Raw genomic sequence first — 16,117 nt, 5'->3', positions numbered from 1 at the left:
TCGAAACGCAACAGCGCCGCGCATCTGCGCGGCGCTTGGCCCAACCGGAGAAGGGCATTTCTAATGCCCGACGGACGGGCGGGAGCATTCAGCCCTCTTTGTGGATTTCCACCGAGTGCGGGTAGGGGATCGAAATGCCCTTGCTGTCAAAGGCCTCCTTGACGGCCTTGGTCAGATCAAACTTGACGTCCCAATAGTCGGCGGCCGCGCACCACAACCGCGCGGTCAGGTCTACCGAGCTGTCTCCCAAGTTGGTCACACGCACCCAGGGCTCGGGGTCCGAGTGTATGCGCTTGTCCGCCTTGGCCACATCCAGAATGATCTTCATGGCCGCATCCGCACTGTCGCCATAGTCGATCCCGAACACCAGATCGACACGCCGCGTGTCGTGGGCCGAGTAGTTGGTGATAATCGACCCCCAGGCCTGACCGTTGGGAACGATGATCTGCACATTGTCGGGCGTGACCAGTTCGGTCGTGAACAGGTTCAGGTCCTTCACCGTGCCGGCTGTCCCACCGATATCCACGAACTGACCCAGCTTGTATGGCCGGAAAACCACCAGCATCACACCTGCGGCTAGGTCGCTGAGCGTGCCCTGCAGCGCAAGGCCGATGGCCAGCGAAGCGGCACCCAGAATGGCAACGATACTCGTCGCTTCGATTCCGAAGATGCCAAGCACAGCAACCAGGACAATGGCCAGAATCACCCATTTGACGGTGCTGGCAACGAAATTCCCCAAAGTCGGATCGATTTGCGGGGTCGAATTAATTCGACGGCGAACGATCCCTGCGATCATGCCAGCGGCTATCCAGCCGACAACAAGAACGATCAGGGCTTTGACCGCGCTCATGATCAATGGGGCAAATGCCCCTACCTGCGTCACGACCTCATCCACGGGCGTCTCCTTTCAAACAGCAACAAACCCGCGACTTTCGCGCGGGGTTTCCGCAACATTGGGCGATAAAACCGCACAGGTCTAGGTTTGAAATGTCCCGGATTTCCCCGCTGTGCTTCAGCAAACAGTCGCTGCCCGGGGTTGCACAGACCGCCATCTAACAATCCGCCCCTGAATGCCTAGCTTGCAATAGTACCCGAACAAGGAGCTTGCCATGCTGGACACCGCCACCTTCCCGATCATGACCAAATGGCCCCCGCATTCGCCGGAGCGGATCCAACTCTATTCCTTCCCGACGCCGAACGGCGTGAAGGTGTCCATCATGCTCGAAGAAACAGGCCTGCCCTACGAGGCGCACAAGGTCACCCTGTCAGACGCCGACGTCAAAAGCCCCGAGTTTCTGTCGCTGAACCCAAACAACAAGATTCCGGCGATCATCGATCCTGACGGCCCGGACGGACAGCCCTTGGCGCTGTTCGAAAGTGGTGCGATCCTGCTCTACTTGGCCGAGAAAACCGGCAAGTTCCTCGGCCAGAACACGGCCGACAAGTATCGGATCACGCAATGGCTGATGTTCCAGATGGGTGGCGTGGGTCCGATGTTCGGGCAGCTGGGTTACTTCCACAAGTTCGCCGGCAGCGCGATCGAAGACCCGCGCCCGCGCGAGCGGTATATAAACGAGGCCAAACGGCTGCTGAATGTCGTCGAGACCCAGTTGCACGGGCAGGACTGGATCGCCGGTGAGTACTCAATTGCCGATATCGCTTTGGCCCCGTGGCTGCGCGGCCTTGATTTCTACGGCGCCAAAGAGTTGGTCGGCTGGGACGATCATCGCAACACCATCGCCTATCTGAACCGGTTCCTGGACCGGCCCGCGGTCCAAAAGGGTCTGGTCACGCCTCCGCGCGGGTAGGGGATCACGCCGTCGCCGCCTTGCAAGCGGCGTCGGCATTCCGTGCCATCAACCGGGCAGTTTCCCGGTCAGCACATAGCGTAGAATCTCGACCACCTGACGGGGCTCCTCGGCCACCGCCAACGCGGCGGCATCGACCTCTTTCAGCGCATGTTGATGGTCGGGGCCGTGCAACACGATGATCGACTTGCCCAGGGCCGCGGCATAGCCCGCGTCGAAGGCCGCATTCCACTGCTTGTACTTGTCCCCGAACCGCACCACGACGACATCGGCATCTGCGATCCCCTTGCGGGTTCGGATCGCGTTGACCATCGCACCTTTGTGGTCGTGCCAGTACTTGTTCGGCTCGGCCCCCAGAATGGCGACACCGCAATCGTCGCTGGCCGCATGATCGGTCACTGGGCTGTTGAACGTGACATCCAGCCCCTGCGCGCCCTCGATGATCTGTTCGCGCCAATCCGTGTGGATCTCGCCCGACAGGTAGACATTCAAACCCATAGCAACCTCCGCATTTTGCTTCTGGCCCTGTTTACTGTCCAAACCCGCAAAGCCCAATGCGGAAGTTGCCTGCCGATGCTGCGCTGGCGTTACAACTTGCGAGCCACCAGATAGCGCGAGGGCGGTTTCGCCGGGAAGTTCCCGCTTTCGATGATCTCGAACCCGGCCTTTTCAATTGTCGTTTCCAGCGTCTTGATGTCGAACTGGCTGACGAATGGCGCCTTACCCAAAAGCTGCATGATCGGCAGCAGCAGCTTCAGCAAGCCGAACTTGAACCCCAATCCACCCTGGGCAAGACAGGGCGTTTTTGAAATGAACAGACCGCCGGGTTTCAACACCTCATGAACCCCGGCCAGCGTCGCCTCCAGATCCCGGATCAGGTGCAGCAGATTGAACGCCATCACCACATCATAGGCCCAATTCGGGGGGCGGTTCGCGTCGGCCTCGACAAAGACGACGTTTTCGATCTGCTCCTCTTGCGCCAGCCTGCGGCCCACGGCCAACATGCCCGTAGAGACATCGCTCGCCGTGATCGTATCCGCATGGCCGGACAGCCGCAGCGCGGTGCGCCCGGTTCCGCAGCCCAGTTCCAGCACCTGATCGGTTGGCTTCAGATAGGACACCGTGCGTTGCAACGTGTGCTCGTAGGACTCCATGTCCCGGATCGGCGATTTCGCGTATTTCTCGGCGATTCCGTCCCAGAATTTGGCTGTGGTGGTCATGTCGGCTCTCCTTTGAGCGCAAGCTAGTGATACGCGTTTCAAAGGTGAATTGCCGAAATTCGCAGAATCCTTATACATTCTTGCATGGATGATCCGCGCAAATTCGACTGGAACCATATCCGCGCCTTTCTGGCCACGGCCGAGACCGGCTCGCTTTCGGCGGCGGCGCGGCGATTGGACCAGACACAACCGACCCTCAGCCGCCAGATCGCCGCGCTTGAATCCGACCTGGGCGTGATGTTGTTCGAACGGGTCGGCCGATCACTTCAGATCACCACCGCCGGGATCGAACTGTTGGAGCACACACAGACCATGGGCGCAGCCGCAGATCGCATTGCGTTGGCGGCGTCCGGTCAGGCGCAGTCGATCGAAGGGCAGGTGCGGATCACCGCAAGCGACGTGATGTCGGCCTATATTTTGCCGGATCTGCTGCGCGAGATTCGCGCGCAGGCTCCGAAACTGCGGATCGACGTGATCGCCGCGAACGACATTCGCGATCTGATGCGGCGCGAGGCGGATATCGCCATCCGCCATGTCCGCCCCGACCAGCCCGACCTGATCGCAAAACTGGTTCAGGAGGCTGACGGGCATTTCTATGCCGCCACCGCCTACCTGAACCGGGCTGGACGCCCCAAGTCGCTGTCGGACCTGTCCCGGCACGAGTTCATCAGTTTCGGCGACACCGCGCAGATGATCGCCTATTTCGAACCGATCGGCCTGCATCTGACCGAAGAAAACTTCCGCCTGGGGTCGCAGAACGGCATCGTCTCATGGGAGTTTGCCAGGCAGGGCTTTGGCATCGCGCCCATGTCCGAGCCGGTGGGCGATGCCACACCGGGTATGGAGCGCGTCCTTCCCGACATGGAGCCGCTGCGGTTCCCGATCTGGCTGACCACCCATCGCGAGCTGCATACCAGCCGTCGCATCCGGCTGGTCTTTGACCTGCTGGCGGATTTCTTCGCAAACTGAAACACGCGCACCATCGGCGCGCGTGTCTCTTCGGGTTAGAGCCGCTTCAACCGCGCAGAACGCCGCCGGTTGCCTTGGTGACCTTGGCGATGATCTTTTCCGCCACCGCCTCGATGTCTTTTTCCTTCAGCGTGCTGTCGGTCGGCTGCAGGCGCACGGTGATGGCCAGAGATTTCTTGCCCTCACCCAGGCTGCCGCCGATGAACTCATCGAACACGCGCACCTCTTCGATCAGTGCCTTGTCGGCCCCGGCGGCGGCATTCACCAGCGTCAGCGCCTCGACATCGGCATCGACAACAAAGGCAAAGTCACGCTCAACCGCCTGCAGGTCGCGCAGTTCCAGTGCCGAGCGGGTGGTGCCGGATTTGCGCGGCAGCGGCACCTCGTCCGGCCAGATGGTGAAGGCCACGGCCGGGCCCTTGATGTCCAACTGCTGCAGCACGCGCGGATGCAGTTCGCCGAACACACCCAGCACCTTTTTGGGGCCCAGGCAGATCTTGCCGTGACGGCCCGGATGCCACCAGGCGTCGCCGTCGCGCAGGATCTGCACCTTGGCCGGGGCACCGATGGCGGCCAGCACGGCCTCGGCATCGGCCTTGGCGTCAAACACGTCGACCGCGCGGGCGGCGCCGTGCACATCCTTTTGTCCGGTCCGCCCGACCAGAAGGCCTGCGATCTGGGTGCGTTGCTCGCCGGGTTCCCCGTCATGAAAGACCGGGCCGACCTCGAACAGAGCTAGATCGGCAAAGCCGCGCGCCTGGTTGCGCGCCGCGGCCTGCAACAGGCCGGGCAACAGGTCGGGGCGCATGTGGCTCATCTCGGACGAGATCGGGTTTTCCAGCATCGTCGCGTCGTCGCCGCCACCGAACAGCGCGGCCGAAGCCTGATCGATGAAAGTATAGCTGACGCATTCATTGTACCCCAGCGCCGCGCAGGTGCGCCGCGCCATCGACTGACGCCGCTGGGCCGGGGTCATGACCGGCTTGGGAATACCATCCGTGACACGCGGCAGCGGCTTGCCCTGCAGCTTGGTCAGCGAGGCGATGCGGGCGACCTCCTCGACCAGATCGGCCTCGCCCTGGATGTCGGGGCGCCAACTGGGCACATGGGCCATGTCGCCTTCCAGACGGAAACCCAGCCGGGTCAGGGTCTGGCGCTGCTCGCTTTCGGGGATGTCCATGCCCACCAGCGACTGCACCCGCGCCGCATCCAGCCGATAGGCGCGCGAATGGTCCGGCGCCTTGCCGGCCTCGACCACCTTTGAAACCTCACCGCCGCAGATATCCAGGATCATCTGGGTCGCGTGCTCCAACCCTTCCAGCGTGTATGCCGGATCGACTCCACGCTCGAACCGGTAGCGCGCGTCCGAATTGATCTTGAGCGCACGGCCCGCCAGCGCGATCTGGACGTGATCCCAAAAGGCGCTTTCCAGGAACACGTTCACCGTGTCCTCGGTACAGCCGGTCTCTTGCCCGCCCATGATGCCGGCGATGGATTCCGGGCCGTTGTCGTCGGAAATCACCATCATGCCGGGCTGCAGCGTGTATTCCTTTTCATCCAGCGCCACCAGTTTCTCGCCGCCCTTGGCGCGGTGCACCCGCAGGTTGCCCTTGACCTTGTCGGCGTCAAAGACGTGCAGCGGGCGGTTGCTGTCGAAGGTCATATAGTTGGTGATGTCCACCAGGGCCGAAATCGGACGCAGGCCGATCGCCTTCAGCTGATCCTGCAGCCATTGCGGGCTGGGGCCATTCTTGACGCCACGGATCAGGCGGCCGGTGAAATGCGGGCAGCCATCCAGCGTGTCGTCGTCGATCGTCACCTTGATCGGGCTTTCGAAATCCCCGGGCACCGGGGCATAGTCGCGCTGCTTCAACGTGCCCAGACCCCGCGCCGCCAGATCGCGCGCGATGCCCGCAACGCCCAGCGCATCGGGACGGTTGGGGGTGATGGCGATCTCGATCACCGGGTCGATCTTGGCGGGGTCGTTCTCGGCCAGCCAATCGACGAACCGCTGGCCCACCTCGCCCGAGGGCAGTTCGATGATGCCGTCGTGTTCGTCCGACAGTTCCAGCTCGCGCTCGGACGCCATCATGCCAAAGCTTTCGACGCCGCGGATCTTGCCAACGCTGATCGTCAGATCCAGACCGGGAATATACATGCCCGGCTTGCAGACCACGACGGTGATACCCTCGCGCGCGTTGGGGGCGCCGCAGATGATCTGCAACTCGCCCTCGTCAGTGTCCACCTTGCAGACGCGCAGCTTGTCTGCATCGGGGTGTTTCTCGGCATGTTTCACATAGCCCAGAGTAAAATCCTTGAGCTTGTCGGCCGGGTTGATGACCTCTTCGACCTCGAGCCCGAGATCGGTCAGCGCCTCGGCGATCTCATCAACCGAGGCGTCGGTGTCCAGGTGGTCTTTCAGCCAGGAGAGGGTGAATTTCATTTCTGTTTTCCTGTCCGGTAAGGCGGGCCAGCCCGCCGAATTCTCTTGGGCAGCAGGGCAAGCCCCACGCTATTTCATCGTGACAAACCACCATGCAGGTTCGGCATGTCCAGCGCCGCAAACCCATAGTGGCGCAGCCAGCGCAGGTCGGAATCAAAGAACGCCCGCAGATCCGGGATGCCGTATTTCAGCATCGCCAGACGATCGATGCCGATGCCGAAGGCAAAGCCCTGATAGACCTCGGGGTCGATCCCGCCGGCGGCGATCACCTTGGGGTGGACCATGCCGCTGCCCAGAATCTCCATCCAGTCGTCGCCCTCGCCGATCTTCAGCTGGCCGCCTTCCCAAGAACAGCGGATATCGACCTCGGCCGAGGGTTCGGTGAACGGGAAATGCGAGGCGCGGAAGCGCAGTTCGACGTCGTCGACCTCGAAGAACGCCTTGACGAATTCCTCCAGCACCCATTTCAGGTTCGCCATCGAGATATCCTTGTCGATGGCCAGGCCTTCGACCTGGTGGAACATCGGCGTGTGGGTCTGGTCATAGTCGGCGCGATAGACACCGCCCGGACAGATCACGCGGATCGGCGCGCCCTGCTTTTCCATCGAGCGGATCTGAACCGGCGAGGTATGGGTGCGCAGCACATGCGGCGGGCGATTGTCGCCCGGCGCGCGGTGCATGTAGAACGTGTCCATCTCGGCCCGCGCGGGGTGGTGGCCGGGGATGTTCAGCGCGTCGAAATTGTACCAATCTGTCTCGATCCGCGGACCTTCGGCGACGGAAAAGCCCAGTTCGGCAAAGATCGCGGTCAGTTCCTCGGTCGCCTGGCTGACCGGGTGGATCGAGCCTTGGCGGCGCGGGCGCGCGGGCAGGGTCACGTCCAGCCACTCGGTCCGCAGACGTTCGTCCAGCGCGGCATCGGCCAATGCGGCCTTCTTGGCGGCCAGCGCCGAATTGATCTCGTCCTTCAGCGCGTTCAGCGCGGGGCCGGCGACCTGGCGTTCCTCGGGCGTCATCTTGCCCAGTTCGCGCATCTTCAGCGCCACTTCGCCCTTTTTGCCCACCGCGGCCACGCGGATCGCTTCCAGCGTGCTTTCGTCGCCTGCGTCAGCGATCTGACCCAGGTATTTTGCCTTAAGATCGTCCATGACGGTCCCCTGAATTCTGTTGCTGTCCTGCTATCACAGCAGCGCGCGAAAGCAAGAGGGCCGGGCCGCGCGATCAGGTCGCGCGCAGAACCGCTGCCTGTCGATCACACCGGACCGGGCGGATCGTGGGGCCATAGCCCTGCGGATGGGTCTGCAGTTCGGGGAACAGCGCAAACAGTTCGCGCGCGGCCTCCTGCTCCAGCCCCGAGAGCGCCTCCTGCCCCGGAAAGAAGCTCTCGGACACAAGACCTGAAGTGGTGACCAGCTGGTGCCGGTCGAAGAACAGGTGGACATAGCGGACAATGTCACAGGGCTGCACGGTGACGGTATCGCCGTTGACCAGCGATTTGGCGGGGACCAGAACCTCATCCTCGCCGAACAGAAGCTGGGCTTGCCAGCCTCCGACCAGAATGCGGTGCTGGGGCGAGACCAGAATGTCTGTCTTGGCGCCCAGAACACCCGCGCGGATGCGCACCGGCGCGAAACGACCCACGCCGCGCACCGTGCGGCCGCCGATCCAGCGAACCCGGCAGGGGCCGTCATCGACGGTCAGGACCGTATCGCCGGGCTGCAGCGTCTCGATCCGGCGCGGCCCCTCGGGGGTATCCACCAGGGTTCCGGCCGTGAAACAGGCGGCCCCGGTATCCCCGGGCGACAAGGGGCCATAGGTCAGCGTGTTAGGATCGGGTTGATTGAACTGCAGGGTCGTCGTGGTCTGGTTCGGCCCGACCAGCACCGGCAGGTTGACCGAAGTTTCCCCGGCCGCCAACCCGTCAACCGCGACGATGTTCTGCGTGCCGCCACCGATGTCGTAGAAATCTATTACCTCACCCGTGGCGGTGTTGGTCAGCGCATAGGCTTCGTAATTGGTTGGGCCGCCACCATCCGGATCGGTCAGGAAGATCGGAAAATCATCGGCCGAGATGACATAGACGATCTCGTTGTTGTCGGGGTCGACGGTGACCTGAACGGAGGGATCGTTGAGTGGGATCTCGATCCCAACCTGCCCGTTCGCCTGATAGAAGGACACGGTGAAATCCGCCGGATCTTCGCCGGGGCGAAGGGACACCTCCAAGAATTCGGACACGCCCGAATTCGCGGCATAGGCATTGGAATAATGCAACTCACTGATACGCGCCATGAAAGCACCACGACCGGAAAACCTGACCCGAATGTATCGCGCAAACGCCGCCGCCGAACAAGGCGCGATCCGGGAATGTGGCTAACAGGCCCCTAATTGCAACAGGTCGCGGTCAGTAGCTGTATTCGGGGTAGATCCGCGTCAGATCGCCCTGCCAGTCGCCGTGGTAATGCTCCAGCAGCTCGTCGGCCGGCACCTTGCCGGACTGGATGCTTTCCTTAAGCGCGTTCAGGAAATGGGTCTCGTCCGGGACCAGCCCGCCTGCACCCGGCCGCGCCCGCGCCTTCAGGCCGGACTCGGCGATGGCCACCACCTCGCGCGCCAGATCGTGCATGTTGATACCGCCGACCTGCGCCTGCAGCCCGTCCCGGGCCGCGGCGACGCGCAGCCCCTCGCGGGTTTCGGCGTCCCAGCCCTTGACCAGATCCCATGCGGCATCCAACGCGGACTGGTCATAGGTCAGCCCCACCCAGAAGGCGGGCAGCGCACACAGACGGCGCCACGGGCCACCGTCGGCCCCGCGCATTTCCATGAATTTCTTGATCCGCGCCTCGGGGAAGGCGGTGGTCAGGTGATCGGCCCAATCCGAAAGCGTCGGCGTCTCGCCCGGCAGCGCGGGCAGCTTGCCCTGCAGGAAATCGCGGAACGACATGCCCAGCGCGTCGATATACTTGCCGTCGCGATAGACGAAATACATCGGCACATCCAAGGCATATTCCACGTAGCGCTCGAACCCGAAGCCGTCCTCGAACACGAAGGGCAGCATGCCGGTGCGCGCGTCATCCAGATGCCGCCAGATGTAGCTGCGCCAGCTTTTGTGGCCGTTGGGCTTGCCCTCGAAGAAGGGCGAGTTGGCAAACAGCGCGGTCGCCACCGGCTGCAGGGCCAGCGCCACGCGCAGCTTCTGCACCATGTCCGCCTCGGACCCGAAATCGATGTTGACCTGAACCGTGCAGGTCCGGCGCATCATGGCGCGGCCCATGTCGCCGACCTTTTCCATGTAGTCATTCATCAGGACATACCGGCCCTTGGGCATCAGCGGCATGTCTTCGTGTTTCCAGATCGGTGCGGCGCCCAGCCCGATGAAGCCCACGCCGATCTTGTCGGCGATGTCCTTCACGTCGCGCAGATGTGCGTTCACCTCGTCGCAGGTCTCGTGGATGGTCTCCAGTGGCGCGCCTGACAGCTCCAGCTGCCCGCCCGGTTCCAACGAGACGTTGGCCCCGTCCTTTTCCAGCCCGATCAGCTTGCCCGCCTCTTCCACCGGGGTCCAGCCATGCCCGTCGCGCAGCCCCTGCAGCACCGCCAGGATCGAGCGTTCGCCTTCGTAGGGCAGCGGCTTCAGCGTGTCCTTGCAGTAGCCGAATTTTTCGTGCTCGGTCCCGATGCGCCATTCGCCTTTGGGCTTGCAGCCATCGGCCAGGTATTCGGCCAGTTGTTCGTGGCGTTCGATCGGCCCGCCGCCGGACTGAGGAATGGACATGAACCGTGCTCCGATCCTGAAGTGTCGAGTCGTGGGGGTCAGTGGTGGTCGCAATCTCCCCCGGTGTCAATGCACCGTCAATTCAACCGGATGTGTGCCGGGCGCGAGGGGTGGCGTTCCCAGATGACCACCGGATGCGACGCCCCGCCCTTGAGTTCCGACAGCATCCGCTCGGTCCGCAGCCCCGGCAGGGCCGAGAACACATCGAACAACGCCTCGGCGCCCTCGGCATTCACGGGAATGTGAAGCGGCGGCTGGCCGGGCTGCTGCAGCACCCAATGCGCGGGGCTGGCGGTAGGGTCCAGAGTCAGGCTCTCGATTTCGCGGGTGGCGACGATGCCACCTTCCAGCGGCCCCAGATAGGCAATCTGCCCTTCATCCACCGACACCACGCCCGGCCCGCCCGCGCCCAGCCGGAACCGCGCGCGCTGTACGCCGATCACGGCCAGCGCGACCGAGACCAGCACAAGCACCCAGCCCAGCCAGCCCAGCAACCCGCCCGGACCGCCGATCCAGCTGAGGCCAAGGATCAGAACGAACCCGGCGGCCAGCACCTCGCGCCAGCGCCACAGGGCCAGTTTGGCTTCGGGTCGGATGAAACTCATGACGCGGCCTCCATCTGATCGCTGAACAGGACCAGTGAAAAGGTCCCGGCAGGGGCAAACCCAATAGCAACATAAGCACGCACGGCGGCGTTTGAAGCCGCGAACAGAACGGCCTTGCGCACTCCGGCGGCCCGCGCCTCGGCCAGATGCAGGGCAACGGCGGTGCGGGCATAGCCCCGACCGCGCAGCGGGGGCGGGGTGAACACGCCGCCGATCTGGACGATCTCGGGCAACGTGGCATTGAAGCCTGTCATGCTGACGGGGTGGCCGTCGACCATCAACAGCCGGTGCGAGTCGCGCTGAATATATCCGTCGATGTCCTTCTGCGCAGCCGCGCGGGCCATGCCCGGGTCGGTGCCCAAAGATTCCAAGTGATAGGCCTCGCGCCAGCGGATCAGCAGGCTGCGGTCGCCGTCAGACAGAGGCACCAGCCTTGCGTTTTCCGTTGGTGGAACGATCAGGTCGCGCAAGTCCAGCGCAAAAGAGGGCTCATCCCGGTCCAGACGGGCGGCGCGGTCCTGCCATCCGGCCTGTCGCAGAAACCGGCGGGCTTGCGTGGCCTCGCCCGCCAACCCAATGACCGTGCGGCCCCGGATCAGGTCCGCTGCCTCGGACAGGCCGGCCTCGGGCAGATCCGGGCACTGCGGCAGGATCATGCCTTCGTTGGTGATGCCGAACACGCCGCGCAGCGGGTCGCCCAGCATCCACATGCTCATCGCGCGCGGCGCGGGTACGTTCAGGCCAAACTCTCGCAGGTTGGCCAGCGCGAACATCGAGCTTTGCACATGGTCCAGAAGAAACCGTTCGATCGCCGGAATGTCCTGTTGCTGCGCCAGCCGCCACATCAGGACCAGTCCCCTAGCGCCTGCTGCCACAGGGTCATCGCGGCCACCGCCGCCGTGTCTGCCCGCAAGATGCGCGGCCCCAGGCTGACCACATGCGTGAACGGCAGATCCTTCAACCGCTGGCGCTCGGCATCGGAGAACCCGCCCTCCGGGCCGATCAGAATGGCCCACGGCCGGCTCTTGGCCTGTTCGGCCAGGCGCAGGGCCGACCCGGCTTCGGCCTCATCGCAGAACATCAGTTGGCGGCCGTCGGGCCAGTTGTCCAACAGCTTGTCCAGCCGCTGCAGGTCGCAGACCTCGGGCACGAAGGTGCCGCCGCATTGCTCGGCCGCCTCGACCGCATGGGCCTGCAGCCGGTCCTGGCGGATGCGTTCGGAATTGGTGAAGGCAGTCTGCACCGGCATGATCTTGGCGGCCCCCATCTCGGCCGCCTTTTCGACGATGAAATCGGTCCGCGCCTTCTTGATCGGAGCAAACAGCAGCCACAGGTCCGGCGGCAGTTGCAGTGGCCGGGTTCGTTCAACACAGCTCAGAACGCCGCCCCGTTTGCCCGCCTCGGCCACCTGCGCCAGCCACTCGCCATCGCGGCCGTTGAACAGGCCCACCTGCCTGCCCACGGCCAGACGCATCACGCCGAACAGGTAATGGGCCTGCTCGCGCGTCAAAGGAACCGATTGCCCCGCACCCAAAGGGTGATCTACATACAGCCTGATCTTCGCACTCATGAGACCCTACATATGCAAGGCAATGCCCCAACACCAGACGGTCAGGTCGCCGACGCCGTTACCGGCAACTGGGTCGATACCCGCGCCCCGGCCTTTGCCCGCCCCTATCTGCGGCTGTCGCGCGCGGACCGGCCGATCGGGACGTGGCTGCTGCTGATTCCGTGCTGGTGGGGCCTGGCGCTGGCGATCCTGCATGACGGTCAGCCGCGGTGGGGCGATCTGTGGATTGCCGTGGGGTGCGCGGCCGGAGCCTTTCTGATGCGCGGCGCGGGCTGCACCTGGAACGACATCACCGACCGCAAGTTCGACGCGAAGGTCGCCCGCACGCGCTCGCGGCCCATCCCCTCGGGTCAGGTCAGCGTGCGGCAGGCGGTGATCTGGATGGGCATCCAATGCCTTCTGGCGCTGGCAATCCTGCTGACCTTCAACCAGGCGGCCATCGCGATGGGCGTCCTGTCGCTGCTGCCGGTGACGATCTATCCCTATGCCAAGCGCTTCACCTGGTGGCCGCAGGTGTTTCTGGGGCTGGCCTTCAACTGGGGCGCCTTGCTGGCCTGGGCGGCGCATCGCGGCACGGTCGAATGGCCCGCGATCCTGCTATACTTGTCCGGCATCGCCTGGACGCTATCCTACGACACGATCTATGCCCACCAGGACGCCGAGGATGACGAGCTGATCGGCATCAAGTCCACCGCGCGTCTGTTCGGGACCGACACCGCGAAATGGCTGAAGTATTTTCTTTTGGCGACCGTGGCGCTGATGGGGCTGGCCATCGTCGAAGCCGCGCTGCCCAATGCCAGCGTGCTGGCGCTGGTCGTGGCCATCGGTGGACCTTGGGCAATGGGGTGGCACATGGCCTGGCAACTGCGCGGGCTGGACATCGAAGACAACGCGAAACTGCTGCAGCTGTTTCGCGCCAACCGGGACACCGGCCTTATTCCGCTCATCTTCCTTTGCGTCGCATTGCTCCTCTGATTGCACCTCGGTACCGGTGCCTGTAAGAGTCCCGCCCAATGGCCCGAGGAGATAAGAAACCGCTCATGCGCTTGCCGTATTTCCTGACATCAGCCCTGATCTTTGTCGTGTCGGCGGGGGTCTGTCTGTTGGCCGCCGGATTCGCGGTGACCAAGATCGAAGAAACCTCGGAAACTGCCGTTCGTAATGCACTGAGCATGCAGGGCCATGAGTGGGCCGAAGTGCAGGCGGATGGGCTGCGCGTTGTGCTGACCGGTACTGCCCCGGACGAGGCCACCCGATTCAACGCGCTGACCGCGGCCGGTACACAGGTCGACACCTCTCGGGTGATCGACGAGATGGACATTGCCCCGACGGCTGACCTGACTCCGCCCAAATTCTCGGCCGAAATTCTCCGGAACGACAGCGGCATTTCCGTGATCGGGTTGGTTCCGGCCAGCGTGGATCGCAACGCTCTGATGGACCGGCTGCAGAAGCTGGACCCGCAGGCAAGGGTGTCGGACCTGCTGGAAACCGCAGACTACAAGAAACCCAAAGGCTGGGACGACGCGATTTCCTATGCCATCCTTGCCCTGTCCAAGCTGCCGCGAGCCAAGGTTTCCGCCAGCCCCGACCTGGTCAAGATCACTGCCATCGCTGACAGCCAGCAGGAAAAAGAACGGCTGGAACAAGAGCTGACACGCGCCGCGCCGCCCAGCTTGCGCATCGGTCTGGCGATTTCGGCACCGCGCCCGGTGATCACTCCGTTCACCCTGCGCTACCTGATTTCGGAGGAGGGCGGCCAGTTCGACGCCTGTTCGGCACAGGATGAAAAAGCGCGCGACACCATTGTAGCGGCCGCGCAGGATGCCGGGCTTTCAGGGCCCTATACCTGCACGATCGGCCTGGGTGTGCCATCGCCCCGATGGGCGCAGGCCGCTGAACTGAGTATCCGGGCTCTGTCCGAGATCGGGCAAGGATCGGTCACGATGTCGGATGCCGACATCACGCTGATTGCTGAACCGAACACCAGCCCGGCCACCTTCGACAAGGTCGTGGGTGAGTTGGAAAACGCCCTGCCCGAAGTGTTCGCCCTGCACGCGGTTCTGCCCGAACCAGAAAACAATGAACAAGCCGGACCTGTGGAATTCACCGCCACCCGCAGCCCGGAAGGTCTGGTACAACTGCGCGGCCGTCTGGGCGACGATTTGCAGCGCGACATGATCGACAGCTACGCCCGGGCTGCCTTCGGATTCGATCAGGTTCACAGTGCCGCCCGCGTGGTCGACCAGATGCCGCAGGACTGGCCCGTGCGCGTTCTGGCGGGGCTGGAATCCCTGTCCTGGCTGAACAACGGCGTGCTGACCGTAACGCCTGACAAGGTCGAGTTGACAGGCGTCAGCCATGATGAAGACGCCAAGGCACAGATCGCGGGCCTGCTGTCCGACAAGCTGGGCGATGCGCAGGACTTTGACCTGTCGATCACCTATCAGCCCCCGCCCGAACCCGAAGACGCGCTGCCAGACCCAGAGCAGTGCGAAAGTCGCATCGCCGAGGTTCAGGAAACCCGCAAGATCACGTTCGAGCCCGGGTCGGCTACGGTTTCATCAGAGTCCCGCGACAGTCTGAACCAGATTGCCGAGATCCTGCGCGAATGCGGACCGATCCGGATTGAAATCCAGGGTCATACCGACAGCCAGGGCCGTGAAGAGATGAACCAGCAGCTGAGCCAGTCACGCGCCCAGTCCATCCTTAACGAATTGCGCGCTCGCCGGGTGCCGACCAAAAGCTACTCGGCCGCAGGATATGGTGAGACGCAGCCCATTGCAGACAATGACACCGAAGACGGGCGCGAGAAAAACCGGCGCATCGAATTTCGCCTGATCCGGCCCGAGCCGGTCGCCAATCAGGAAACCGGTCTGGAAGCATTGGAGACCCAGACAAGCGCAACCGAACCTGCGCCAACAGAAGAAGAAGCATCCGAAACGGATGCAGGGGACCAGTAAGTTGAACAGAACCGAATTCATCATCGCCACCGCCGTCATCCTGTTCGCCGCCTTCTGCATGGGCTGGTTCGCCAACTGGCTTGTGCACCGCCTGTCGCGCGTGCGCCAATCCGACGTGGCCGATCTGGACCGCATGAGCCAGGAGCTGCACGAGGCCGAGGAAACCCGTGATCAGGCGATCACCTATCTGCAGCAGCGCGAGGCCGAGCTGACCAACCAGCTGACCCAAACCGAGGCCGAGCTGGCCGCGGCTATGGACGGGCTGCGCGCCGCCCGTCAGGAAGCCGAGGAATTGCGCGGCCGGATCAACAACGCCGACTGAGCGCCTACCAGCGCGACAGCGCGTCCTCGTCCTCGTCCTTGGCGGCAACCCACTCCGCGCCCAAACCTGTGATTTCCTTCTTCCAGAACGGGGCGCGGGATTTCAGGTAATCCATCAGGTATTCAGCGGCCTCGAACGCATCTTTGCGGTGCGGGGCTGCCGTTGCGACCATCATGATCCGGTCACCTGGGGCCAGCCGCCCATGGCGATGGATCACCAGCACGTCACCCAGCGACCACCGGCTCTTGGCTTCCTCGGCGATCTTGGCGATGGCGCGTTCGGTCATGCCGGGATAATGCTCGATCTCCATGCAGGCCAGATCGGTCTGCGCCAGATCTCGCACGACACCGGTAAAGGTGACGATGGCGCCATTGGCCGTGTCACCTGCGGCAAAGGCATTGGCCTCGGCCCCCAGATCGAACGGCTCTTGCTGGACGGAGATCCGCAT

16 protein-coding genes are annotated in these 16,117 nt (G+C 63.5%); 5 read left to right on the top strand and 11 right to left on the bottom strand.

Going from position 1 to position 16,117, the window contains the following annotated elements; all coding sequences use genetic code 11:
• Window positions 1-88: 88 nt before the first annotated feature.
• Window positions 89-895, bottom strand: a complete 807-nt coding sequence (locus ACR0DA_RS15955; RefSeq protein ID WP_170367577.1) for a mechanosensitive ion channel family protein — start codon at window positions 893-895, stop codon at window positions 89-91.
• A gap of 214 nt (window positions 896-1,109) precedes the next feature.
• Between ACR0DA_RS15955 and ACR0DA_RS15950 the strand changes: the two genes are divergently transcribed.
• Window positions 1,110-1,808: a glutathione S-transferase family protein gene (locus tag ACR0DA_RS15950; protein WP_170360001.1), complete on the top strand. Its 699-nt coding sequence runs from the start codon at window positions 1,110-1,112 to the stop codon at window positions 1,806-1,808.
• Window positions 1,809-1,856: 48 nt separating this feature from the next.
• Here the strand turns inward: ACR0DA_RS15950 and ACR0DA_RS15945 are convergent, their stop codons facing one another.
• Together ACR0DA_RS15945 and ACR0DA_RS15940 are read right to left on the bottom strand one after the other, a co-directional pair.
• A complete protein-coding gene (locus tag ACR0DA_RS15945) occupies window positions 1,857-2,306 on the bottom strand; it encodes a YtoQ family protein (protein WP_170342319.1) in 450 nt (149 codons plus the stop codon).
• Window positions 2,307-2,395: 89 nt separating this feature from the next.
• A complete protein-coding gene (locus tag ACR0DA_RS15940) occupies window positions 2,396-3,028 on the bottom strand; it encodes a class I SAM-dependent methyltransferase (RefSeq protein ID WP_480754863.1) in 633 nt (210 codons plus the stop codon).
• 84 nt (window positions 3,029-3,112) lie between these two features.
• On the opposite strand from ACR0DA_RS15940, the gene ACR0DA_RS15935 reads away from it, so the two are divergent.
• Window positions 3,113-3,997, top strand: a complete 885-nt coding sequence (locus tag ACR0DA_RS15935) for a LysR family transcriptional regulator (RefSeq protein ID WP_480754861.1) — start codon at window positions 3,113-3,115, stop codon at window positions 3,995-3,997.
• Between the two features lie 46 nt (window positions 3,998-4,043).
• Here the strand turns inward: ACR0DA_RS15935 and pheT are convergent, their stop codons facing one another.
• From pheT to ACR0DA_RS15900, 7 genes are all read right to left on the bottom strand, one after another.
• Window positions 4,044-6,440, bottom strand: coding sequence for a phenylalanine--tRNA ligase subunit beta (gene pheT / locus ACR0DA_RS15930; protein ID WP_480754860.1), 2,397 nt, complete (start codon window positions 6,438-6,440; stop codon window positions 4,044-4,046).
• 74 nt (window positions 6,441-6,514) lie between these two features.
• Entirely contained in the window at window positions 6,515-7,588 is a 1,074-nt protein-coding gene (pheS, locus tag ACR0DA_RS15925) for a phenylalanine--tRNA ligase subunit alpha (protein WP_093963563.1), read from the bottom strand.
• Window positions 7,589-7,661: 73 nt separating this feature from the next.
• A complete protein-coding gene (locus ACR0DA_RS15920; RefSeq protein WP_170461079.1) occupies window positions 7,662-8,729 on the bottom strand; it encodes a Hint domain-containing protein in 1,068 nt (355 codons plus the stop codon).
• Between the two features lie 112 nt (window positions 8,730-8,841).
• Window positions 8,842-10,212, bottom strand: coding sequence for a glutamate--cysteine ligase (locus tag ACR0DA_RS15915; RefSeq protein WP_480754858.1), 1,371 nt, complete (start codon window positions 10,210-10,212; stop codon window positions 8,842-8,844).
• A gap of 77 nt (window positions 10,213-10,289) precedes the next feature.
• Complete coding sequence (locus ACR0DA_RS15910; protein WP_170448580.1) at window positions 10,290-10,817, bottom strand: hypothetical protein; 528 nt, start codon at window positions 10,815-10,817, stop codon at window positions 10,290-10,292.
• Entirely contained in the window at window positions 10,814-11,662 is an 849-nt protein-coding gene (locus ACR0DA_RS15905; protein WP_480754855.1) for a GNAT family N-acetyltransferase, read from the bottom strand. The genes ACR0DA_RS15910 and ACR0DA_RS15905 overlap by 4 nt, the downstream gene beginning before the upstream one ends.
• On the bottom strand, window positions 11,662-12,387 hold the full coding sequence (locus ACR0DA_RS15900) for a 16S rRNA (uracil(1498)-N(3))-methyltransferase (RefSeq protein ID WP_480754854.1): 726 nt from the start codon (window positions 12,385-12,387) through the stop codon (window positions 11,662-11,664). The genes ACR0DA_RS15905 and ACR0DA_RS15900 overlap by 1 nt, the downstream gene beginning before the upstream one ends.
• A gap of 12 nt (window positions 12,388-12,399) precedes the next feature.
• On the opposite strand from ACR0DA_RS15900, the gene ubiA reads away from it, so the two are divergent.
• The 3 genes from ubiA to ACR0DA_RS15885 all read left to right on the top strand — a co-directional run bounded on the left by ubiA (window position 12,400) and on the right by ACR0DA_RS15885 (window position 15,669).
• Window positions 12,400-13,362: a 4-hydroxybenzoate octaprenyltransferase gene (ubiA, locus tag ACR0DA_RS15895; RefSeq protein WP_480754852.1), complete on the top strand. Its 963-nt coding sequence runs from the start codon at window positions 12,400-12,402 to the stop codon at window positions 13,360-13,362.
• Window positions 13,363-13,427: 65 nt separating this feature from the next.
• The gene (locus tag ACR0DA_RS15890) at window positions 13,428-15,347 is read left to right on the top strand and encodes an OmpA family protein (RefSeq protein ID WP_480754850.1); all 1,920 of its coding nucleotides are present in this window, start codon (window positions 13,428-13,430) and stop codon (window positions 15,345-15,347) included.
• A gap of 1 nt (window position 15,348) precedes the next feature.
• Window positions 15,349-15,669, top strand: coding sequence for a hypothetical protein (locus ACR0DA_RS15885; RefSeq protein WP_093963571.1), 321 nt, complete (start codon window positions 15,349-15,351; stop codon window positions 15,667-15,669).
• A 4-nt stretch (window positions 15,670-15,673) separates the two neighbouring features.
• On the opposite strand, the gene ACR0DA_RS15880 is transcribed toward ACR0DA_RS15885, so the two are convergent.
• Entirely contained in the window at window positions 15,674-16,117 is a 444-nt protein-coding gene (locus ACR0DA_RS15880) for a molybdenum cofactor biosynthesis protein MoaE (RefSeq protein WP_170373118.1), read from the bottom strand.

The sequence above is a fragment of the Ruegeria sp. CI8 genome (genome assembly GCF_056536865.1).
This window is presented reverse-complemented; position numbering and strand designations above follow the sequence as displayed.